At 58.8% G+C, this 21,954-nt stretch carries 20 protein-coding genes; 6 read left to right on the top strand and 14 right to left on the bottom strand.

The genetic code is table 11. The annotated features are described in order from the left end of the window. Nucleotides 1-23 precede the first annotated feature (23 nt). The 7 genes from AB3X55_06170 to AB3X55_06140 form a co-directional block, all read right to left on the bottom strand. Nucleotides 24-665: an aspartate/glutamate racemase family protein gene (locus AB3X55_06170; GenBank protein MEX0503167.1), complete on the bottom strand. Its 642-nt coding sequence runs from the start codon at nt 663-665 to the stop codon at nt 24-26. 12 nt (nt 666-677) lie between these two features. Continuing rightward, nucleotides 678-1,556 (bottom strand): ABC transporter permease, encoded by an 879-nt coding sequence (locus AB3X55_06165; GenBank protein MEX0503166.1) that lies wholly within the window; start codon nt 1,554-1,556, stop codon nt 678-680. Further along, nucleotides 1,557-2,435, bottom strand: coding sequence for an ABC transporter permease (locus tag AB3X55_06160; GenBank protein ID MEX0503165.1), 879 nt, complete (start codon nt 2,433-2,435; stop codon nt 1,557-1,559). It abuts the gene before it with no gap. 70 nt (nt 2,436-2,505) lie between these two features. Further along, nucleotides 2,506-3,768, bottom strand: a complete 1,263-nt coding sequence (locus AB3X55_06155) for a PotD/PotF family extracellular solute-binding protein (GenBank protein ID MEX0503164.1) — start codon at nt 3,766-3,768, stop codon at nt 2,506-2,508. A 14-nt stretch (nt 3,769-3,782) separates the two neighbouring features. Then, nucleotides 3,783-4,763, bottom strand: coding sequence for an ABC transporter ATP-binding protein (locus AB3X55_06150; GenBank protein MEX0503163.1), 981 nt, complete (start codon nt 4,761-4,763; stop codon nt 3,783-3,785). A 310-nt stretch (nt 4,764-5,073) separates the two neighbouring features. Further along, entirely contained in the window at nt 5,074-6,729 is a 1,656-nt protein-coding gene (locus AB3X55_06145; GenBank protein MEX0503162.1) for a Na/Pi cotransporter family protein, read from the bottom strand. A gap of 127 nt (nt 6,730-6,856) precedes the next feature. Then, a complete protein-coding gene (locus tag AB3X55_06140) occupies nt 6,857-7,696 on the bottom strand; it encodes an amidohydrolase (protein ID MEX0503161.1) in 840 nt (279 codons plus the stop codon). 146 nt (nt 7,697-7,842) lie between these two features. On the opposite strand from AB3X55_06140, the gene AB3X55_06135 reads away from it, so the two are divergent. The 5 genes from AB3X55_06135 (at nt 7,843) to AB3X55_06115 (ending at nt 13,619) form a co-directional block, all read left to right on the top strand. Further along, the gene (locus AB3X55_06135) at nt 7,843-9,093 is read left to right on the top strand and encodes a YbiU family protein (GenBank protein MEX0503160.1); all 1,251 of its coding nucleotides are present in this window, start codon (nt 7,843-7,845) and stop codon (nt 9,091-9,093) included. A gap of 52 nt (nt 9,094-9,145) precedes the next feature. Beyond that, a complete protein-coding gene (locus AB3X55_06130; protein MEX0503159.1) occupies nt 9,146-10,087 on the top strand; it encodes a carbohydrate kinase in 942 nt (313 codons plus the stop codon). 29 nt (nt 10,088-10,116) lie between these two features. Beyond that, on the top strand, nt 10,117-12,576 hold the full coding sequence (locus AB3X55_06125; protein ID MEX0503158.1) for a thiamine pyrophosphate-dependent enzyme: 2,460 nt from the start codon (nt 10,117-10,119) through the stop codon (nt 12,574-12,576). Nucleotides 12,577-12,651: 75 nt separating this feature from the next. Then, nucleotides 12,652-12,885 (top strand): biotin/lipoyl-containing protein, encoded by a 234-nt coding sequence (locus AB3X55_06120; GenBank protein ID MEX0503157.1) that lies wholly within the window; start codon nt 12,652-12,654, stop codon nt 12,883-12,885. Further along, the gene (locus AB3X55_06115) at nt 12,882-13,619 is read left to right on the top strand and encodes an alpha/beta fold hydrolase (protein MEX0503156.1); all 738 of its coding nucleotides are present in this window, start codon (nt 12,882-12,884) and stop codon (nt 13,617-13,619) included. Before AB3X55_06120 ends, AB3X55_06115 begins: the two co-directional genes overlap by 4 nt. Here AB3X55_06115 and AB3X55_06110 read toward each other — a convergent pair. The 7 genes from AB3X55_06110 to AB3X55_06080 form a co-directional block, all read right to left on the bottom strand. Further along, nucleotides 13,616-14,605, bottom strand: coding sequence for an aldo/keto reductase (locus tag AB3X55_06110; GenBank protein ID MEX0503155.1), 990 nt, complete (start codon nt 14,603-14,605; stop codon nt 13,616-13,618). The two genes, AB3X55_06115 and AB3X55_06110, sit on opposite strands and share 4 nt — an antisense overlap. Before the next feature lie 63 nt (nt 14,606-14,668). After that, nucleotides 14,669-15,661 (bottom strand): sterol desaturase family protein, encoded by a 993-nt coding sequence (locus tag AB3X55_06105; protein ID MEX0503154.1) that lies wholly within the window; start codon nt 15,659-15,661, stop codon nt 14,669-14,671. Between the two features lie 103 nt (nt 15,662-15,764). Next, nucleotides 15,765-16,742 (bottom strand): ROK family protein, encoded by a 978-nt coding sequence (locus AB3X55_06100; GenBank protein ID MEX0503153.1) that lies wholly within the window; start codon nt 16,740-16,742, stop codon nt 15,765-15,767. A gap of 1 nt (nt 16,743) precedes the next feature. Beyond that, nucleotides 16,744-17,457, bottom strand: coding sequence for a ribulose-phosphate 3-epimerase (locus AB3X55_06095; protein ID MEX0503152.1), 714 nt, complete (start codon nt 17,455-17,457; stop codon nt 16,744-16,746). Then, on the bottom strand, nt 17,454-18,257 hold the full coding sequence (locus tag AB3X55_06090; GenBank protein ID MEX0503151.1) for an alpha/beta fold hydrolase: 804 nt from the start codon (nt 18,255-18,257) through the stop codon (nt 17,454-17,456). Before AB3X55_06090 ends, AB3X55_06095 begins: the two co-directional genes overlap by 4 nt. A gap of 4 nt (nt 18,258-18,261) precedes the next feature. Continuing rightward, nucleotides 18,262-19,089, bottom strand: coding sequence for a sugar phosphate isomerase/epimerase family protein (locus tag AB3X55_06085; GenBank protein MEX0503150.1), 828 nt, complete (start codon nt 19,087-19,089; stop codon nt 18,262-18,264). Nucleotides 19,090-19,102: 13 nt separating this feature from the next. Continuing rightward, nucleotides 19,103-20,179 carry a Gfo/Idh/MocA family protein gene (locus AB3X55_06080; protein ID MEX0503149.1) on the bottom strand — a complete coding sequence of 359 codons (1,077 nt, stop codon included), beginning with the start codon at nt 20,177-20,179 and terminating at the stop codon, nt 19,103-19,105. Nucleotides 20,180-20,474: 295 nt separating this feature from the next. Here AB3X55_06080 and AB3X55_06075 point away from each other — a divergent pair, with 295 nt between their 5' ends. Then, nucleotides 20,475-21,950, top strand: a complete 1,476-nt coding sequence (locus tag AB3X55_06075; protein ID MEX0503148.1) for an ABC transporter substrate-binding protein — start codon at nt 20,475-20,477, stop codon at nt 21,948-21,950. Nucleotides 21,951-21,954 lie beyond the last annotated feature (4 nt).

The following is a 21,954-nucleotide window of genomic DNA, read 5'->3' as shown; positions in this document are numbered from 1 at the left end:
TGTGTCTGAAGGCGGCGTGGTGGCTAGAGGAGTGCAGGCATGAGTCGCGCGGCGGCGATGATGGGGTCGATCAAGGTCGCCTGATGACGTGCCTGCAATGTGGCATGGATGTTGGTCATACCGGCACACCCAAGAATGATGCAGGGATTGGTCACGCCATCCTGAATGGTGTTGATATGGTCTGAAACAATCGCTGCCGATTGGACGGGGTTGTGTTCAAGTTCCAGCACGGGCACGCCGCTGGCCAGCACACCAAGGCAGCTGTCGGCAAAACCTTGCCGCGCGATATTCTCTTCAATCACCGGGATCGATACGGCCAGCGTCGTCAGAACGTGAAACGGGCCGTGGCGCAACGCCGCAAGATGAAAGGACGCCTGTCCGATGCCGACAACCGGCTTTCGGGTCATGGCGCGGGCGTCAAACAGCCCGGTATCGTCGAAACAGCCAATGACAAACCCGTCACAATCCGCGTTCTGGTCAAGTCGTGCCAGCATGCCGGGAACGGCTGCCTTGCCGTCTTCCTCGCCCTGAATGGCTGGCGGGCCATCATGGTTGGTGACCGCGCGCACCTCGACCTGATTGCCAATCACAGTCTGCATGCTTGCCGCGCAGCTCTGCGTCATGGCTTCGGTGGCATTCGGATTTATGAAGGCGATCCGTTTCATGTCCGGGCCACCTCAGGCACTGCGGTGAACAACCGTGCGGCGTCGCAGGGTGAAATACAGAAGCAGGGCGATACCGATGACCGCGAAACTGATTCCGGTGGTCAATGTGCCAAGGGCGTAAATGGTGGGGTCCGTCACCGTTGTGGTCAGCCCGCGCAATTCCAGCGGCAGGGTGTTCAAGCCGCCAATGGCCTGAGACGAGCGTGCCAGTTCATCATAGCTAAGGGTAAAGCCGAACAGGGCCACACCGATCAGCGACGGGGCGATGATCGGAAGCACGGCTTCGGTGAAGGTTTTCCAAGGCCCTGCGCCAAGATCGCGCGCGGCCTCCTCATAGGAAGGATCGAACCTGTTGAAAACGGCGAACATGATCAGCAGCCCGAAGGGCAGCGTCCAGGTCAGCTGTGCGCCAAGACCCGAGCTGAACAGCCCCATTGTTGTCCTGAAATCCTCGATGATCCAGGTGATCTGATGGCTGTCACCAAAGGCCTTGATCATGTCGTCAAGGATACGGAATTCCAGTGCCACGCCAAGGCTGATGACGATTGATGGCACAATCAGGCTTGATACGGTGGCGTAGAACAGCGCTCCGGCCAGCATGAATTTTCGCCGAAAGGCCATGCCTGCCATCAGGCTGAAAATGACCGTCATCACCATGACGACAAGGCCAAGCCGAATGGATCGACCAAAGGCGCTCCAGATATCGATTACGCCAACACCGTCGAACAGCGATTCAAACCAGAATGTCGAAAAGCCCCGCATGGGAAAGGTCAGGCCGCCCTCCGGCCCCTGAAATGACAGCACCAGAATGCAAATCATCGGCCCGTAGAGGAACAGGATGAACAGACAGAAAATGGACGTCATCAACAGTCGAAAGCGGGCCCCGAACATTTACAGCTCCTTGCGGACATCGACGATGCGCGTCATGCCGAAAATGATCATCAGCGTCGTGATGATCAGGATCACGGCATTCGCCGCTGCCGCCGGGAATTGCAGATATTGCATTTCCACATTGATGATCTTGCCGACTGAGGCGATTTGCTGCCCGCCCATGACGCCGATCGTCAGGAAGTCGCCCATGACGATGGTGATCACGAAAATGGACCCGATGATCATGCCCGGCCGGCACAGAGGGATCACAACATTGGTCAGCGCCTGCCATGTCGAGGCTCCGGAATCATAGGCGGCTTCGAGAAGCGATCTGTCGATCCGCATCATCGAGTTGAAGATCGGCACGACCATGAACAGCGTGTAGAGATGGACAAAGGCAACAATCACCGCGAATTCGGAATAGAGAAGCCATTCCAGCGGTGAGTCGATTATGCCGACATCCATCAGGCCGGCATTCACAAGCCCATTGCGGCCAAGAAGCGGGATCCAGGAAATCATCCGGATAACGTTGGATGTCCAGAACGGGATCGTGCAGAGCAGGAACAGCGCCACCTGCATTGGCAAGGATCGCACACAGAATGCCAGGAACAGCGCCACCAGAAAGCCGATAACCAGCGTCACCAGCCAGGTGATGAAGACAAATTTTATCGTGGACAGATATGTCGAAAAGGCCGTGCAGAGGTCCGGCAGCTTGCCGATACAGCCATAGAAAATATCTTCGTAATTGGTGAAGATGAAATCGGGGATAATGCTGTAGGAGGTATAGTCCCAGAAGCTGACCATCACCACCAGAAGCAATGGCAGGACGAAAAACAGCGCGATGACAATCGTAAAAGGCAGAGCAAGCAATGTGGCGCTGTATTTTTCGAGCCGATTCAAATTTTAATCCTCTAAAACGTGACTACGGCACCCGCAAGAGTGCCGTAGATATTGTTGCTGCGTCTCCGGCTTAGGCCGCGACGAACTCGTTCCATTTGCGAACCATGTAGCGGTTTTCGTCCATGGTTGCGTTCCAGCACGCAACGCCGCCCATCCGCTCTTCGAAGGACCCGCCATCGCGGACCTCGCCGGCACCTGCCAGCTTCTTGCCATCGGGTGCCATGATGTCCTGGGTGGCCGCCTTGCCGAGCATCCAGTAATCCCACTCGTAAGGAGCCATATATTCCTTCGCTGTGGACGGTACCGCCGAGTAATAGCCCTGACGGTTCAGATAGCCGCCGACAAAGCCGGACAGGTACCAGTTGATGAACTCGTAACAGACATCGGCCTGATACCCCTTGGTGGCTGCAGACAGCGCAAAGCCGACGGCCCAGGCGCGATAACCTTCCTTCAGCGGCTGATAGACACATGGGATACCCTGTGTACGAACAGCCGTAATGGCCGGCGACCACATCGACTGGATCACCACCTCGCCCGAGGCCATCAGGTTCACACTTTCGTTAAAGTCCGACCACAGGGCGCGGAACTGCCCCTGCTTCTTGGCGTCGATGAGGATGCCGATCGTCAGGTCGATTTCCTCGCGGGTCATATTGCCCTTGTCGGGATATTTGTATTCGCCCATGGCCTCGACCACCATCGCGGCATCCATGATCCCGATCGACGGGATGTTCAGGATCGATGCCTTGCCCTTGAACTCGGGGTTCAGAAGCTCGGCCCAGGTGTTGATCGGGCGCCCGATCAGGTCCGGCCTGATCCCAAGCGTGTCGGCGTTGAATACGGTCGGGATCAGCGTCGCCCAGCGGGTCGGCTCAGCAGAGAACTCGCTGGAATTCTCGTCCTTCAGATAGAAGACCTTTTTCGGGGCTGTGCCCTGATCGCCAATCTTCTTGCCGCCGATTTCCCCCAGAGTGTGGGTGGTGCTGATGTTGTCGAATTCGGTGATCCGCTTGGAATCCATACCGAGGATGTTTCCCGACGGCACAAGCTTTGGCAGGCTGAAATACTCGGTATCAACAATGTCGAAGCTGTTTGGCTGGGTCAGAACCCTCTTGGTCACTTCATCTGTCGTGACCGGGATGTACTGAACCTTGATGCCGGTGTCGTCGAACAGCTTCTTGTCGATCTCGCTTCCCATTGTGGTTGCGGTGCCGAGATATCTGACAACCTTGTCATTGGCCCGAAGTACATTCGGTGCGCTGAGGCTGAAGCCGGTAAAGGCGGCAGCGGCACCTGTTGTCTTCAACATGGTGCGTCGATTGAAATTCTTTTTCATGTCTTAAGTCCTTTCTAGCCAGTCAGTTCGAGTTGATCTTTCTTTTTCCAGCTGACATCAACGGCGTCGCCGATATTCATGTTCATCTTGGCAAACGCCTCGTCAGTCTGGCTTACGGTCAGATTTCCCCCGGTTCCATCAAATACCTTGATTTTGACGTTGGCCCCCATGAATTCGATAGCGCCAATCTGACTGTTTCCATTCGGTGTTATGTTGATACGGTCCTCACGTACTGCGTAGGTTTTGGGACCGTCTGTAATCACGTTGTGGCCACCGATGAAATTTGCCACGAACGCATTCCTTGGTTTGTTGAATATCTCCATGGGAGTGCCTGTCTGCTCGACAATCCCGTCATTCATCACCAGAACCAGATCGGCAAGTGCCATGGCCTCGTCCTGGCTGTGGGTAACATGGATGAATGATATCCCCAGCTTCCGCTGCAGCGTTTTCAGCTCGGCCCGCATCTCAATCCGCAGAAACGGATCAAGCGCCGACAGAGGCTCATCCAGAAGCAGAATTTTCGGCTCGGTAATCAGCGCCCTTGCAAGCGCCACCCGCTGCTGTTGTCCGCCGGAAAGCTGGTTCGGGTACCTGTCCGCCAACGCGTCGAGCTGCACACCCTGCAGCATCGCAAAGGCCCGTTCATGCCTTTCGACCTTGCCGACCCCCATGATCTTCAGCGCGAAGGCCACATTGTCGATGACCCGCAGATGCGGAAACAACGCATAGCTCTGAAACATCATCGAGGTGGGACGTGATGCCGGCGCTGCTGTCGATACATCGTCGCCGGCGATCAGCACCGAGCCCGAGCTGATGGTTTCATGGCCCGCAATCATCCGCAGAAGCGATGTCTTGCCACAGCCGGATGGGCCCAGAAGGCAGCAATATTGTGCCTGGCTCAAGGTCAGATCGACCTGCCGCACAGCAACCGTCTGCCCGTAGATTTTCTGCAGGCCGATGAGTTCGAGATCATGGATGGAGATATTCGAGGGCATATTGTAGTCGCATATGAATTCTTAATATTCATAAAACGCTAGCGACGATTCTGGTGGCGGCCAAGCAAATTCTTTGCACAGCCCTGATGCAATATGCGCTGTCAGTGGCAGGCTGATGTGTCACAACCTGTTGAATCAAGGCCAGAAAAATTTAACACCGCGCCATGCTGTTGATTGCTGAAACAGGGATCAACAAATGCGGATGCGCCGGCACGTCACCATGAAATGGTGATTGAATGTCATGATTCGGCACATTTCAGAGGTAATGGGGCACGGATTCGCCTCTATGGCGGCGGTTGCGGTGCCGTTCCTAGCCCTCGGCGACAAGCCGTGTGTCCAGCAGCTGTCCTTCACGTGACAGGATGGGATAGGCAATGGCCGCGATATGGCTGTTGAATTCCTTGAAAGCCAGGCTGGTTTCAAGATGAATATCACTGGACTCCAGACTTTCCACACGGCCCCCGGCCAGCCGTTTCAGGTGGCTCTTGCGGCTTTTGCGCTGGTTGTGTGTTACCTCGCTCTTTTCCTCGAGCAATCGTCTTGCGATGCCGACATCGCCCGAGACAAGCACATTGCCGGCAAGCGCGATATTGGCGACGACACGGTCATGCATGCCACGAAGCTCCGCCAATCCTTCGGGGGAAAAGCGGATATCATCCTTGGCCCGGTTGATTGCCAGCTGGGCCAGTGTCTTGGACACCACATCCCCCGCCGCCTCGATGGCGATGGCGTATTCGAGAAGGTGTCGCACTTCCTTGCGATCACGCGATGATGCCTTTCTTGTTGCCAGTTCGGCCACATAAAGGCGGGTTCCGTCCAGAGCGTCGTTGATAATCAGATCCTTTTCGACAACCTTGTTCATCCGCTCCTTGTCATAGCTTTCCAGCAGCTCCATCGCGGGCAGCATCATCTCCTCGACAACCATCAGCATGCGGTGGATTTCGCGCCTGATACAGGCAAGGGCCAAGGTCGTGTCCTCGAGCGCATCCTGATTCAACACCGACCGATAATGCGCCGGCTTGTCCTCATGCTCACCCCTGGCTTCGGGCAGCATGCGGCGCGCCCAGACACCGAAAATGCCACTGAACGGGACCGCCAGCAGCAGCATCGCGTTGAACAGAACATGCGCCAGGATGATTTGCTGCCCGGCACCAATATCCGGCAGCAGGCTGACAAGCGGCGAGCGGTTGACAATGATGACCATGATGATGGCCGCGCTGCCACGAAGAAGGGCGTTCATCAACGGCACCTGACGGGCCTTCGGGTTCATCGCCCTCGTCATCCACAGGGGCAGCAATGACGATCCAAGATTCGCCCCGAGCATGAGTGATATGCCCACCATCAGCGGCAACGCGCCGGTGGCCACCAGGGTCACAAACATCAACACCGCGGCGACCGACGAATGCATGAGGAATGTCAGGATCGCGCCAGCCAGAAAGGCGGTCAGGAAGTCACGTTCCAGGATGGTCGAGAGCTGTGGCAGGAAATCGCTTTCACGAAGCGGCGCTACGGTGCCGCGGATCAGATCAAGGGCAATCAGTATCAGCGCCACACCTATCAGCGCCCGGCCCACCTGCCGCAACAGAACGGTCTCGCTTCGCAGGAACAGCAATCCCCCGGTAACCAGAAGAAGTGGTGACAGCCAGCCGATTTCCATGCTCAGGAACTGGATGACCAGTGCCGAGCCAAGATCCGCGCCAAGCAGGGCTGGCAGGCCGATCTCGAAAGACAGCGCGCCGGCACTGATGAACCCTGCCACAAGCATCGCCACCGCAACCGAGCTTTGCATGATGGTGGCAAGAAGCACCCCGGCCAGGGCCGCCCTGACACGGGCCTTGGACCGCGTCATTATCCTTCGAAACGATGCACCGAAGGCACGTTCCACGCCGGTGCGCACCATGCGCACTGAAAACAGCAACAGGATTGTCGCCCCGGCGAGTTCCAGCAGGAATTGGACTATGGACATGTTTCCTCAGGCTTCCCGAAACAGTGAATTGCCGAATGGATGAATCGATGGCGCTGGCACGTTGCCGTGACCATAGCATATCAGACCGGATTGAAAGAAGGCCAAGGACAGGTTCGCGGCGGCCATGTCACAGCCCCAGATCATAGAATTTATTGGCTGTTTGCCCATAAATTGCGGCTGTTTCGGTGTTGTTCAACGATCCGGTCAATTCCATCGCGGCAGCATGCCAGTCTTCATATTCTCCGCGGAGCCGGCAAACCGGCCAATCGGATCCCCACATCACCCTGTCGGCACCAAAGGCGGTGATGACATGTTCGACATAGGGGCGCAGATCATCGGTCGACCAGCTGGCACTGGCCTCGGTGATCAGCGCCGAATATTTGCAGAAGGCGCCGGTCTCTTCGGCAAGCCTCGTCATCCCCTCGGCCCAGAAGGTGAAATCCTGATCCGACCCGCCGGCGATCTGCGGTTTCATGCAATGATCAAGAACAGCCTTCATGTCTGGATACCGTGTCAGGATGGTCAGGAAGTTTTTCAGATGCCGCGGAAAGCCAAGCGCCTCGAACCGCAATCCCAGATCGACGATCGTCTTGAAACCCCATTGCACATCATTTCTCAGCATCCAGTCATCATCGCGAATATCCTGGATCATCGGTCGCACACCCTTGAATTTGGGATGTCCTGCAAGTCGTTTCAGCTGGTCGCGATGCGCCGGATTTTCAAAATCAACCCAGCCGATGACGCCCGCCACATGCGGTGTCGCATCAGCCAGCCCCAGAAGGTATTCGCTTTCTTCAACGGTCGCGGCGGCCTGTACCAGAATGGTGGCCTGAATGCCGGCTGCGTCCAGATGCGGGGCCAGATCGGCCGGGCCATAGCTACGATACAGCGTGGCATTGTCCACCGGCATCCAGCCATAGTCACCACGGGCCGGGTTCCAGAAATGATGATGGGCATCGATCCGCATGTCAGACTCCTCCGCGCGGCCGGAATGGCGCGCCATTGGAAATTTCAAATCGTACAAATTTTCTGCATCAACAGGCTTGCCGATGCTCCCCGCTGCACTGCATCATAGAAGCATGTTTGGCAGGATAACAAGCCGGGGGACGGACAATGTCCGATACGATGACTGACGAATTTCGCAATTCCATTCGCAGGGTGAAATCCGAACTGAAAAGTTCCGGTGTGGATGTGGCCGCGGCCTTTGCAAGGATTGACGAGATTGTCGAGGCGCAGATCCGTCAGATCGAGGCCGAACGCGATGCCGGCACCTCGCCTGTGCCGGAATGTGATTTCGCCGAAGTTGCCGCCGGGTCGGTCAGTGACCAGCTGGTCGACAGCATCAAGCAGCGCGGCGCTGTGGTCATCCGCAACACCTTCGACCGTGATCTTGTGACCTCCTGGAATGACCGGCTGATGGACTATGTCGCAAGGAATGATTTCTACGAACGGCAGAAGGCGAAAGAGGGGATGGACCAGTATTTTGCCAGCCTGTCGTCATCCCGACCCCAGATTCTCGGCCTCTACTGGTCGCAACCGCAGATGGAGGCGCGCACGTCATCCGAACTTGCGGTGGCGCGGCGCTGGTTGAACCGCCTGTGGAAATTTTCCTCCGACAATGGTCTCGAATTCGATCCTGACAGGGAATGTCTCTATGCCGACCGGCTTCGCCAGCGTGAACCCGGCGACGACACGCTTGGGCTCAGCGCGCATGTTGATGGCGGTTCGGTGGAACGCTGGCTTGATGAAGGGTTCCGCGGTGTCTACCGGCATCTTCTGTCGGGGGATGTCGAATCCTATGATCCGTTTGATGCGGCCTATCGCACGGCCACCAAGGAAATACCGTCACCGGCCGTCTGTTCGATGTTCCGCACCTATCAGGGGTGGACAGCGCTCAGCCGCCAGGGCCCCGGTGACGGCACGCTGAATCTGGTGCCGGTTGCCAATGCCATGGCGTGGGTCATTCTGCGTGCTTTGCAGGATGACGTGCCCGATGATGAGTTGTGCGGTGCCGCGCCATCCCGGGCGCTATACATCAATGACACCTGGCATCAGAAGATTCTGCGTGCCTATGTGCCGATCCCGGTGGTCGAGCCGGGCGATACCGTTTGGTGGCATCCCGACGTCATTCACGGAGTCGAGGACCGGCACACCGGAACAGGGTACAGCAATGTCATGTATATCGGTGCCGCGCCGGCCTGTGCCAAGAATGAACGGTTTCTTGACAAGCAACGCCGCGCTTTCGAGGCCGGGGAAAGTTCGCCCGACTTTGCCGCCGAAAATTACGAGGTGGATTTCGAAGACAGGTTCACGGCCGACATGCTATCACCCCTCGGGCGTGCCCAGATGGGATACGGGGCCTAGCTGATCAGGTGCCAACCTGACAGCTGGCAAATGCACCGGAAGGGGTGAGTGGATGATTTCCGTTGGTGGTGAAAACCTCATAGACCTGGTGTCAGGCGATGTCGCTGCAACCGGTCTGCCGCGCTATGTCGCCAATCCTGGCGGCTCGCCATTCAATGTCGCGATGGCGGCAGGACGGCAGGGCCAGGATGTCGCCTATCTCACACCTGTTTCCGAGGATGCGCTGGGCGCTCTTCTTGCCGACACGCTGGTCCGCAGCCGTGTCAGGCTTGTCGCCGACCGGGTGCCGCACCCGACCTCGCTTGCCGTTGTGTCGATCACCGATGGCATCCCCTCCTATGCTTTCCATCGCAATGGCACGGCTGAACGACAGGTCAGCCTCGACAGGCTGCACCGCGACATGCCCGAGGCGACAAAAATTTTCCATGTTGGTTCGCTGGCGCTGATTGGCGGGGACGATGCCGATGTCTGGGAGGCGTTTTTCGCCGATTGCCAGCAGCGCGGGCTGATGACGTCACTTGACCCGAATGTACGCCCCGGCCTGATCACCGATCGTGACGGCTATGTCGCGCGGATCAAGAGAATGATGCGCCATGCCGATATCTTCAAGCTGAGCGATGAGGATCTGATGTGGCTCTATCCGGACCGGACACTGGCGGCGGCGCTTGCCGACTGCCGTGCCGACTGTGATGCCGCCCTGTTCATCCTGACGCTTGGTGGGGATGGCGCACGGGCCTTTCTTGGCGGAATCGAGATCGAGGCGGATGCGCCCGCGGTCGAGACGCTTGTCGATACGGTTGGTGCCGGCGATACCTTCATGGCCAGCACCCTGTCATGGGTGGTTGAAAACGACCTTGCCAGCCGCGCCGCTCTGGCGGCCATCGACGAGAGGGCGTTGCACGCGGTTGTCCGGCGTGCCGGCGAAGCGGCGGCGATCAATTGCGGCAGATCCGGCTGCAACCCGCCCTGGCGTGATGAACTGACAAGCCTTTAACCCGACCGGTATTGTGAAGAGCGAGCAACATGCCAAAACATCTGCCAATTGATCCTGAAAAGACCTACATGGCCGACCGTGTCAGCTTTGCCGAGATTCCGGTACATGCCTATGACAGTGATATCGCGGACGAGCGTGCCAGATGGGGTGACGAGGCGCTTCGTGAAGCACTTCGCCATATGCTGGTGATCCGCGAGTTTGAAAGCATGCTTCATGCCTTCAAATCGACTGGCTCCTATCATGGCATAGACTATGTCTACAAAGGCCCGGCACATCTGTCTGTCGGTCAGGAGGCGGCGGCGGTTGGCAGCGCCATGGCACTTCGCACGCAGGATCAGATCTTCGGGTCCCATCGCAGCCACGGTGAAATCATCGCCAAGGGGCTGGCGGCTGCGGCGGCCATTGATGGCGACAGGCTGAATGCAATCATGGCGGATCATGGTGGTGGTCAGCTTCTCGATCTTGTGTCGACGCATGTCGGCGGCGCTGGCGGCACGACAGCAGAGGCGTTTCTTCTGACCGGTGTTCTTGCCGAGATCTTCATGCGGGACGCCGGATTCAACCGGGGCATGGGCGGTTCCATGCATGCCTTTTTCACGCCCTTTGGCGCTTATCCCAACAACGCCATTGTCGGCGGATCATCCGGCATCGCGGTTGGTGCGGCTTTACATGCGCATCTGTCCCGGTCCGGTGCGATCTGTGTTGCCAATCTTGGGGATGGCAGCACCGGCTGCGGTCTGATCTGGGAGTCGATGAATTTTGCCGGTATGGGTCAGTTCCGTCAGCTCTGGCAGCCACCCTTCGATCACAATCCGCCGGTGCTGTTCTGCTTCACCAACAATTTCTACGCCATGGGTGGGCAGACACGCGGCGAAACAATGGCCTGGGACAGGCTCTCGCGGATTGGCGCGGGGGTCAGCCCTGCCCAGCTCCACGCCGAAACGGTGGACGGATCGAACCCGCTTGCGGTGGCGGATGCCGTGGCGCGCAAGGCCGATCTGCTGCGTGCCGGGCAGGGGCCGGCGCTGCTGGATATCGAATGCTATCGGTATTCCGGCCATTCAACGACCGATACCAACGCCTATCGCTCGCGCGATGAGATGAAGGCATGGCAGGCGCATGACCCGATCGCACGCTATCGCAATCGGCTTGTCGAAGGCGGCGTCATTACCGAGGCCGCAGCCGATGACATGGTGGCGGCGGTCGAAAGCCAGATCCGGGCGGTAACCCGGGCTGTCGTTGACAGGCAGAACGCGCCGGCAGTGGACATTGCGGCCAGCCCGACAATCATTGGCGACATGACCTTCAATGGCGAGCTGGTCGACCTTGACGGCAGGGCCGACGATCTGCTTGCCGACCCGGCCGATATCGGCGCGATAAAATCAATCGCGCGCAAGGCAAGGTTTGGCATTGATGATGACGGGAACATGCAGTCGCCAATGCGGGCGGTCACGGTCCGCGATGCGCTGTCCGAGGCGATCCTGCATCATCTTGTGCATGATCAAAGCCTGATTGCCTATGGTGAAGAATGCCGGGACTGGGGCGGGGCCTTTGGTGTCCATCGCGGCTTTGCCGACATCATTCCCTATCACCGACTGTTCAATTCGCCGATTTCCGAAGCCGCGATCGTGTCGACGGCGGTTGGCTATGCGCTTGCCGGCGGACGGGCGCTTGTCGAGCTGATGTATGCCGATTTCATTGGCCGGGCGGGCGATGAAATCTTCAACCAGCTTGCCAAATGGCAGGCCATGTCAGCTGGTGAATTGCGACTTCCTGTGGTGCTGCGGGCCTCGGTTGGATCGAAATATGGTGCCCAGCATTCCCAGGACTGGACCTCGCTGGTGACGCATGTGCCGGGGCTTCGGGTGATCTATCCGGCGACGCCGCATGATGCCAAGGGTCTGATGGCAACGGCGCTGTCGGGAAATGATCCGACCATGGTGTTCGAAAGCCAGCGTCTCTATGACCGGGTTGAAATTTTCGAGCCCGATGGTGTGCCGGCAGATTATTTCCGCATGCCCTTCGGCGAGGCGGCGCTGCGCAGGTCCGGCGACGATGTCACGATGCTGACCATTGGCCCGTCACTCTACCCGGCGCTGGCGGCGGCAGAGGATCTGGCAACCCACGGCATTGAATCAGACATCATTGATGCCCGCACGCTTGTCCCGTTTGATTATGACAGCGTTCTCGCTTCGGTGGCCCGGACCGGCAGACTGATCATCATATCCGAAGCGGTCGAGCGCGGCAGCTTTGCCAATACGGTGGCGGCCAATGTAACCCGCCTGGCCTTTGCCGATCTGAAGGCTGCCCCGATTGTGCTTGGCGCGCCGAACTGGATTGCCCCCGGTGCGGATATGGAAGACACCTATGCGCCGCAGCCGCACGATATATGCGATGCCGTGTTTGGGGATTTCTTCGCTGAAAAGCGGGTCAACCGGCGGGGACTTCGCACCTGGGATATTGCCGGCATGGCAAAGCGTGGCCTTTGATCCGCCGGGCAAGCTTTAGATGCAGCGAATGATACCAACGAGAAATGATCAATACAGGAAGAGGGAACTAAGCTAATGGCAACTGAGATTCTGGTACCGCAGCTTGGCAACGAGGTCACCGAGGCAGAGGTCACGGAATGGGTTGCCGGCGTTGGCGATGATGTTTCAAGCGGTGAGGTCGTGGTGGTGATTTCGACAACCAAGGCCGCACTCGAGATCGAGGCACCATGTGATGGCACGCTTGCCGAAATCCGCATCGGCGAGGGTGAACTGACGGAAGTTGGTGCCGTTCTCGGCGTGATTGAATGATCGATGTTGTTCTGCACCGGATCGGCGGTCATGGGCCTGATGTCCTTCTGATCCACGGTTTTGGGGCCGACCGCATGTCATGGCTTGCCGTGGCCCCGCAGATCTGCGAGACCGCCACACTCTGGGCAGTTGAATATGCCGGCCATGGCAGTGCCGGGAATGAGGCCGGTGACGGCACCCCGCAGGCGCTTGCCGCCGCGATTGAGGTCGCGATCACAGACAGGCTGACAACGCCGCTGATTATCGGCCACTCGCTTGGCGGGACGCTGGCGCTTCATCTTGCCGCCAGTGCCAGCCTTGATGTTGCGGGGCTGCTGCTGCTGGCGCCTGCAGGTGTGGCAGGCCAGCCAGACGGTGATTTCATCCAAAGCCTGTCCGAACTGGAGGATGGCGAGGCCGCGCTGACCTTCATGCGGCGGCTTGTGACACGCAAGACCCTGATGACAAGGCGGATGGCAGACGCCTTTGTCGAAACGCTGCGATCCGATGGGCGACGGCAGGCGCTGCGGCAGATTGCCGGGGCTTTGACATCGGCATCAGCACCGTCATATCCGCCTGCCATTCCCCACATGACGCTGTGGGGCGCTGCTGACGAAATCGCCGCACCGCCGGAACAGCCGATGCCGGGCTTGCGCGTGATCGAGGCGGTCGGCCACCTGCCGCATATCGAGGCGGTATCGTCCGTTATCGAAGAATTTCACGACCTGCAAAGCAGAACCGTCGCCCGATCCTAGGCGGCAGGCACCGGGATGTCGTCCGCAAGCAGATCCCGTGATTTCAGTGTTGCCCAGAAATCAGCCGGAATCGGCAGGTTGAACCAGTCGAGGATCTGCTGCAACTCGGCAGCGTTGCGTGGTCCGGGGATCACCGAGGTGATGATGTCATTGGCAAGCGGAAACTGCAGTGCCGCCGCGGCCAGCGGCACTGAAAATTCATCGGCCACCGCGCCAAGCGCCCGGACCCGGTCGACCACCGCAGCGGGGGCGGCCGCGTAGTTCCACATCTCCCTTCCGACAAGAACACCGGAATTGAATGGACCGCCACAGATGATAGAGGTGCCGGCGGCACGGCAGGCCGGAAACAGATCCTGCATCGGCGTCTGTTCAAGAAGCGTATAGCGCCCGGCAAGAAGGAACACATCCCAGTCACCGATGCCAAGCGCATCCATGCAGACTTCATTCTCATTGACACCAAGACCGATTGCCTTGACATGGCCGGCGCGGCGAAGCTCGTCCATTGCCCGATACCCGCCGTCGGTCAGGTCCTTGAAATGGCGGGCATTGTCATCGCCATGGGTGAAGGTGCCGATATCATGCGCCAGCAGAATGTCGATCCGGTCAAGACCAAGGCGCTGCAGGCTGTCTTCAAAGGCGCGCATGATGGCGTCATAGCCATAATCATAGATCACGTGGAAAGGCAGCGGGTCGACCATGCCGAATTCCGACGGGTTGGCAACCGGTCCGGGGCGCAACAGCCGCCCGACCTTGTCGGACAGGATATAGTCCGTATGGCGAAGCAGATCGCCCATCACCCGCTCCGAACGCCCGAAGCCGTACCAGGGCGCGGTGTCGAAAAAGCCGATCCCGGCATCCTTGGCAGCCTGAATGAGTTCGGCCGCCTGGCCATAGCCAAGATCGACGAAATTCCCGCCTAGCGGGGCGCCGCCAAGGCCAAGTGTGTCAATCATCAATTCGGTTTGTCCGACCCGGCGTTTTTCCATCTGTGCTGTCCTTTCACGACAGGAATCAAAGATCTTATGTGTCTGCTGGAAGCTGGTGCCTGCCTAGACGCCGCGCCGACGTCGGCGCGCGCGCATGGCTTCGTCGGCCTCCGGCGAGCCGTCATGAAACGAGCCGAACCATTTATCCAGCGGTACCATGCCATCGGCATAATTCACTTCATAATGACGATGATGCAGGTAATGCGCATAGTAGGAGGTGTCCATCACTGTCTCGTCACCAACCACCAGCTGGTCGAAACCGGTATGGCCCTGTGCCGGGGCAACCCCCAGCCGCGACGCCAGATTGATCATGTGGATCGGATGCGCCGGAATGACAAAGAAGATCAGCAGGGATGAAAAATAGATCACATGTTCGATCGGATGCATCGACAGCCCCGACCAGGGACCGGGATTGACATTGCGATGGTGAAGCTGGTGCGCGATCCGATACAGTGGCGGCCAGTGAAGTGAGCGATGGGCAAAATAGAATCCAACCTCATGAACAAAGGGCACAACAAAGAACAGCGCGATGAAGCCGATCGGATTTTCCACCGGGCTGATCATCGTGGCATATCCATTGGCATAGGCCCACAGCATCAGCACTTCATAGGCTGTCCAGATCGGCACGCCGCTTGCCAGCGTCCAGAACATGTTGTCATAGGTCTGGTTGTTGAAGGTGAACTTCTCGGCATTCTGGCTTGGCCATTTGCGGTTGTATTTGAATGTCGTTCCCTGTTTGCGCCAGACATAGAGCCACAGATGCCAGGCGCCATAGACGAGTACCGCCAGCGCCAGATTGCGGATCAGGACCACCGCCACCCATGACAGGGACAGCGTCTGGAAATGTTCCAGTGGCGGTGTCAGATACAGCCAGATCCCGACAGCCAGCAACGCATAGGGAATGTTCCAGGGAAGCAGATAGCCGGGAAACCCGAAGAACCATTTCAGCAATGCCTTGGGCTGGGGAGGCCAGGCAAAGGCAGGCCCATAGCTGATGCGTCGGTCCGGTGCCCAATGGCCACGGGAATCCTCCCGGCCAAATCTGGATTCTTCCATCACTCTTCCCCCAATCACGAACCTGATTCCAGGATCTCCGAGAATACACACAGCCCCCGAAAATACAAAACCACCATTCATCGGCGCTGCCTTAGGAAGCCGGTCAGCTGTCTTGCGGCTCCAGGATCAGGGCGGCGGCCCCCAGCAGCCCCGAATCATCGCCAAGTGCCGCCGGCATGACGCGAACCTGACGGAACGGGACCAGCGCGTCACGCCGGATGACGTCATGAATGCCCGGTTCCAGAAGGTCGAAGGCATGGGCCAGTCCGCCACCCATGATCACCCGCTCCGGACTGAACATATGGATCGCCGAGGTGATGCCCTGGCCAAGATACATCGCCTCGTCGGCAACCAGTTGCAGGCAATGCGGATCGCCCGCACGAGCGCCCGCCACCACATCTCTGGCATCGATGTCTGTGCCGGCTGCGATGCTGGCAAGATAGGGGGATGCCGCTGACGAGACGGCGTCAAGCGCGCGCTGTTTCAGGGCGGTGCCGGAGGCAAGTGCCTCGAAACAGCCCACCACCCCGCAATGACAGCGCGGTCCGTTCTGTGCCAGTCGCATATGACCGATATGGCCGGAAATGCCCTTATGGCCGCGAAGGAGCCTGCCATCGACGACAGCGCCGCCGCCAATGCCGGTGCTGACGGTCAGATACACCATGTTGCGCGCACCCTGGCCGGCGCCATGTCGCCATTCACCAAGCGCCGCCGCGATGCCGTCATTTTCCACCCGGACCCGCAGACCCGTACGTTGCGACAGGGTGGCGGCAAGGGCAAACCCCTCCCATCCCGGCAGCGTCGGGATATCTGTGACAGTGCCGGTTTCGGTATTGATCGGACCGGCGCAGCACATGCCAATGCCGGCAATCTCCCCGGCAATCTCCATCCCCGTCCGATCTGTGCCGGGCCGTCCGGTCACCCGTTCGATCAAATCGACGATCTGGTCACATATGCCGGCTGGGCCAAGCGCCGTGTCGGTAGGCAGCGCAACCCGGTCCAGAAGACGGTTGCCCGCGACAAGTGCCACGCGAAGCTGTGTGCCGCCAAGGTCGACGGCAATGGCCGGTCCGGTGTTCATTTCATCCAGACCCTTGCAGCCCGTGAACCCAGGCGATCCGCTGTGCCAGATCATCGGCGCCAAAGGCAAGCGATCCCATGACAATGGTGTCGGCCCCGGACCGTCGCAGGCCGGGAACCGTGGTCTCTCTGATCCCGCCATCGGCGGCAAGCAGGATCCGGTTGTCGCCGGACCGGCTATCAATCATCGCCCGGGCCTCGGTCATCCGTCGTTCGGCCTGCGGGTCGAGACCAACGCCCTTGATTCCCATTTTTGTACCCAGCAGCGTCAGCATCTGCAGATTATCAAGCAGCGGGGCGACCGATGTCACCGGCGTGTGAAGCTGCAGCACCACACCTGCGGCGCAGCCATGCGACCGGATGGCGGCCAGGCCGGATACAACATTCCCGTTCTCGGCGTGAATCGAGATGATATCGGCACCGGCTTCTGCGAACTGGTCGATCTGCGCCATCAGCCCGCTATCCGCCACCATCAGATGAACATGGATCGGCTTTGTCGTCAGTGGCCGGATCTGGGCGATCAGGTCGGGAAACAGCAGCAAAGCCGGGGAAAAATGCCCATCCGAAACATCGGCATGATAGATATCGACAAACGGATCGACCCGCGCGACATCATCGGCGATTCGCACAAGGTCTGCGGACCAGACCGAAAATTCGGCAAGAAGACGGTCCGCGGGCAAGTGGTCGGCGGTCCATGCAGCTGTATTCACAATCAGATCTCCTTCAGGAACATGTGCAAGGCATGGCGGAATTCTGTCCGGTAGGCATCCGGACTCTCGGATTTCGAGGTGACCTCGACAAGCCGTGATGCCGGGATCAGGCTGGCAAGCTCATGCGCCATGGTCATTGGATGAACAATGTCACGCTTTGTGCCGATGACAAGTGTCGGCATGTCCAGCGCCGCGATGTCATCCCTGTCGACACCCGGCCCGTCATTGCCAATGGCGGCAAGAAGCGCCTGTGTCCCGGCGATGGGTTGCCGCTCAAAAAATCCGAGAAGAGATGTCAGATTGTCCGGTGATTCCTCGCCGATTGTTCTTGCCAGCGCCGACTCCTCGAAGCGTCGCCTGGCCTCGTCACTGTCATGAACGGCAAGATAGTCGGCAATCTGCCGGTGCGCAGCCAGCGTTGCAGGGGCCGGTTCCGCCACCCATGCCGGCCTGGCCAGGATCAGGCCGCTCCACATGTCCGGTGATATCACCGCCAGCCGCAGGGCAATGGCGGCACCCATTGAAATGCCGCCAATAACAGGCGGTGGACCGTCAAGGCTGGCGGCGAAGCTGGCGATATCGGCAGCGAACTGGTGGATCGACAGGCCGGTGGTATCGCCATAGTCGGACTCGCCATGACCGCGGCATTCAGGGGTCAGGCAGCGCCAGCCGGAATCGACAGGGAACAGGTCGGCTGGCTGGCCCGCCGCGCCGCACAGCCCATGCAGGAATACACAGGGACGTCCGGTGCCGCTGCTGGCTGTCGACAGGCGAAGATCGCCGATTGTGAAGACACCGCGCTGCATGGGGTTACAGCCTCGCGATCTGGTCAGTCAGGAAACGTGCCACGGCGGGCGCATCCGCGGCGGATATGCCATGCGCGATCAGCGGACCGGCAAACCCGACGGCTGCCAGGCCGGCAAGGAAATGTGGCCAGTCAACAATCCCCGACCCCGCAGGTGCCACCGATGCGTCCTCATGCCGGTCCTTGGCATGGGCAAGCGCGATGGCGGGGCCAAGAAGATCAAGCGCCCGGTCGATTGTCTGCCGGCGGTGGGCCGGTGCCACATCCTCAAGGATATTGGCCGGGTCGAGGATGATTCGCAGCCGTCCACCGGAAAATTCATCAAGCAGCCGCTTTGCCTTCACTGCCGAACTGACGATATTGGCCTGTTCCGGTTCAACCCCGATCAGGATGTCATGGCGCTCGGCAATATCGCAGATGATTTCGAATTCGCGGCACATTTCCAACCAGCTTTGCGGATCATCATTGGCGGGGTGGCGGCGCCATTTGTCGTCCGGGTCCATGCTGCCGCTGCATACTGTGACCATTGACGCGCCCATATCCGCGGTGCGTTCGGCGATGGCCGTAAAGGCCCGTCTGCCGGTCTGTCGCCGGTCCGGGTCCGGATCGGTCATGTTGTAGGTTGCGGAAATGGCGGCCATATGGATCTCGGCGCGCGCCGCCGCACCGGCAACCTGTCTGGCCGTATCGATGGGGATCATCTCCGGCAGAGGGTCGAGGCCGGAACAGGCCATATTATATTGTGTGGATATGAAACCGGCATTTCGGCAGGCGGCAAGGACGGTGTCAGGATCATCGCCCGGAAAGGTCTTTGCGAAGACGCCGACCTTCATCACATCCCGCCCATCAGATGGCACCCGTCACATCGGCAAGCTTGACGGGCTGTCCGGTTCTGGCCGACTGGGCAATGGCAAGCATGGCTCTGACCGAGGCCACCCCGTCATCGACATCTGCACCGGCAATTGGTGTGTCATTCAAAATGGCGTCGGCAAAACTTTCCAGCTGGCGTCTGAAGAAATGCCCGTCAGCGCCAAGTATCCGCGACGAGCCGCCGGTCGACTCGCGGAAGATATCAACTTCGCTTGACCGGAACAGCCATGGGTTGAAAATCTTTGCGACCACGCTTCCATGCTCGCCATACAGCTGGAAACCTTCATGCCAGTCCATGCGAACGGCCACCGTCAGATCCAGATGCCCAAGCGCGCCATTGGCAAAACCCACATCGACAAACCAGCTATAGGCCCCGAAACGCTGCAGGTGGCGGGCCTGCACTTCGATAATATCGCCACACAGGAATCTGGCCGTGTCGACAAGATGGCATCCATGGGCAAGCATGTAATATTGCTGAAGATCCTGTTTCGGATCGCGGGCCGGCTTTTGCGATCTGGCGCTTCGGACAATCAGGGGCTGGACAGCGTCGGTCATCGCATAGCGGTGGGTCGAATCGCAATACCATCCCTTGAAGGCAAGCATCTGCCCCATTTCATCATCGATGAAATGTCGCGCGCTCTCGATCCCGGGATCAAAGCGCTTCATATGTCCAACCTGCAGCTTGCATCCGGACCGGTGGACTTCCGTGCGCAGCTCCTCGACCTCTTCCAGCGTGACCCCCAGCGGCTTTTCGCACAGCACATGTTTGCCTGCCGCCAGCGCGGCGCGCGCCGCCGGCACATGAAAGGCATCGGCGGTGGCGATGATCACCGCATCAAGCTCGGGATCGGCCAGCATCCGGTCGTAGCTGGTGAAGGTCTTGGCCGCGCTATAGGCTACCGAAAAGCGGTGCAACAGATCTTCGGCAACATCGCAGATAGCATGGAGCCGGGTGTTTCTGGCCTTTGTCACGCTTTCAAAATGGCCGGCCTGGGCAATGGCGCCACATCCAAGAATGCCAATCTTCAGCTGCCTGTCCGGCTGTGATGTCACGGTGCAATTACCCCTGCAATGATGGCCCTGCCAGAGACGGCCCTGAGTCGATAGCTACCCGCTTGCCAGCTGACAATCAAGTCATTCGGCCAGTCGTTCAGTCAGGCATTCGGTCAGGCATTCTGCCAGATATGTGGCGCTCGGTTTTTGCGGTATGCATCGGTTGAGATTCTTTCACTGTCGCTATGGCCAAGGCGGAAATTTTCCACTACCGTTTGTATCTTATGAGACGCCAAGTCATCCATTCACGAGGTGACGCACAAAAATGTCTCATCTTTTATGGGAGGAAATAAAGATGCGAATTCGCAAGAGTTTGTTGGGCCTAACCGCCGGTGCGTTGGCGCTGGTTGGTGCGGCACCTGTTGCAACGGCGGGTGAGTTTGACGGCGTGACCGTCAACATCCTGACTCGCCCCGGTTATGTGATTGCGGGCCGCCTTGTCGAGCGTGGGGTTGAGTTCCAGGAAGCTACCGGCGCAAAGATTGTTGTCACCGAAGTGCCTTATGCCGAGATTTTCCCGAAGATCCAGAGTGACTGGTCGACCGGAACAAACTCGATTGATGTCGGGGTGTTCGCGGCTGGCTGGGGCGTTGAACTTGACGCTGCCGGGCTGCTGGAAGATCTCGATCCCTATATTGCCAAGGACAGCAAGATCGACCTCGACGACGTGGCGCCCTACTTCCGCGAGTTTGGCCAGAAGGTCGGCGGCAAGACCAAGCTTCTGATGGTCGATGGCGATTTCCAGATGGTCTATTACCGCAAGGACGTCCTTGACGCTGCCGGACAGCAGCCGCCAAAGACGTGGGAAGACTATCTTGAGGTGGCCTCGAAGATTCATGGCAAGGACATGAATGGCGACGGCGAGGGTGACTTCGGTTCCTGCATCTTCAAGAAGCGGAACGCACAGTCCTATTTCGCGATCCAGACCTTTGCCGCACCGATCGTGCAGACACAGGGTACCGGTCAGGGCTTCCACTTCGACAACAAAACAATGAAGCCGATCGTGAACAATGACGGCTGGAAAAAGGCGTTTGAGCTCTATAAGGAAACCGGCAAGTACGGCCCACCTGAAGAGCTGAACCTGGACATCGGCGATACCCGCGCGCTGTTCAAGGCTGGCCGTTGTGGCCTGCTGGTGGAATGGGGTGATCCAGGGCCGCTGCAGCTTGACGATGATGCAACCGCCATCAAGGGCAAGCTCTATGCAATCTCCGGTCTTGGTTCGCGTGAGGTTCTGGACCGTGCGACAGGCAAGCTGGTTCCGGTGACCAAGGCGAATGCACCGCATTCGGTCGACGGCATCAACTATGCACCTTTTGCCGCTTTCGGTGGCTGGGCCGGCGCTGTCAACAAGAAGGCCGACCAGAAGACCAAGGATGCTGCCTATGCGTTCCTGTCCTACATGAACCAGTCGGCGCAATCGAGTGTTGACGTGACAATCGGTGCGACGGGTTACAACCCGTATCGCCTGTCACAGCTGGCCAGCCCCGATCTGTTCGTCAAGGCCGGTATGCCAAAGGCACTTGCCGAGAACTATATCGGTGCCATCAACGGTGCGCTGAACAGCCTCAACATGGCATCCGACATGAAGATCCCGGGCGCACAGAAATACACCTCTGTTGTCCTCGACACCGAACTTGCCCGCTATCTTGCCGGCGAGATCACGGTCGATGAAGCCTTGGAAAACATCGAAGAAGGCTGGGAAGAGGTCACCGAGGATTTCGGTCGTGATGAGCAAATCGCGGCCCAGGCGCTCGCGCTTGGCAGCTGATCCA

Source organism: Alphaproteobacteria bacterium LSUCC0719 (assembly GCA_040839025.1).
Classification (GTDB): Bacteria; Pseudomonadota; Alphaproteobacteria; order Puniceispirillales; family Puniceispirillaceae; genus UBA8309.
Note: the sequence above shows the minus strand (reverse complement) of the source record. Positions and strands in the feature narration are given on the sequence as shown.

Bases quoted from the DNA above. Each gene is read 5' to 3' on its own strand.
- AB3X55_06170 (MEX0503167.1), bottom strand. From the start codon at position 665: ATGAAACGGATCGCCTTCATAAATCCGAATGCCACCGAAGCCATGACG.
- AB3X55_06165 (MEX0503166.1), bottom strand. From the start codon at position 1,556: ATGTTCGGGGCCCGCTTTCGACTGTTGATGACGTCCATTTTCTGTCTG.
- AB3X55_06130 (MEX0503159.1), top strand. From the start codon at position 9,146: ATGATTTCCGTTGGTGGTGAAAACCTCATAGACCTGGTGTCAGGCGAT.
- AB3X55_06100 (MEX0503153.1), bottom strand. From the start codon at position 16,742: ATGAACACCGGACCGGCCATTGCCGTCGACCTTGGCGGCACACAGCTT.
- AB3X55_06110 (MEX0503155.1), bottom strand. From the start codon at position 14,605: ATGGAAAAACGCCGGGTCGGACAAACCGAATTGATGATTGACACACTT.
- AB3X55_06145 (MEX0503162.1), bottom strand. From the start codon at position 6,729: ATGTCCATAGTCCAATTCCTGCTGGAACTCGCCGGGGCGACAATCCTG.
- AB3X55_06120 (MEX0503157.1), top strand. From the start codon at position 12,652: ATGGCAACTGAGATTCTGGTACCGCAGCTTGGCAACGAGGTCACCGAG.
- AB3X55_06085 (MEX0503150.1), bottom strand. From the start codon at position 19,089: ATGAAGGTCGGCGTCTTCGCAAAGACCTTTCCGGGCGATGATCCTGAC.
- AB3X55_06135 (MEX0503160.1), top strand. From the start codon at position 7,843: ATGTCCGATACGATGACTGACGAATTTCGCAATTCCATTCGCAGGGTG.
- AB3X55_06090 (MEX0503151.1), bottom strand. From the start codon at position 18,257: ATGCAGCGCGGTGTCTTCACAATCGGCGATCTTCGCCTGTCGACAGCC.
- AB3X55_06115 (MEX0503156.1), top strand. From the start codon at position 12,882: ATGATCGATGTTGTTCTGCACCGGATCGGCGGTCATGGGCCTGATGTC.
- AB3X55_06155 (MEX0503164.1), bottom strand. From the start codon at position 3,768: ATGAAAAAGAATTTCAATCGACGCACCATGTTGAAGACAACAGGTGCC.
- AB3X55_06105 (MEX0503154.1), bottom strand. From the start codon at position 15,661: ATGGAAGAATCCAGATTTGGCCGGGAGGATTCCCGTGGCCATTGGGCA.
- AB3X55_06150 (MEX0503163.1), bottom strand. From the start codon at position 4,763: ATGCCCTCGAATATCTCCATCCATGATCTCGAACTCATCGGCCTGCAG.
- AB3X55_06125 (MEX0503158.1), top strand. From the start codon at position 10,117: ATGCCAAAACATCTGCCAATTGATCCTGAAAAGACCTACATGGCCGAC.
- AB3X55_06140 (MEX0503161.1), bottom strand. From the start codon at position 7,696: ATGCGGATCGATGCCCATCATCATTTCTGGAACCCGGCCCGTGGTGAC.
- AB3X55_06075 (MEX0503148.1), top strand. From the start codon at position 20,475: ATGCGAATTCGCAAGAGTTTGTTGGGCCTAACCGCCGGTGCGTTGGCG.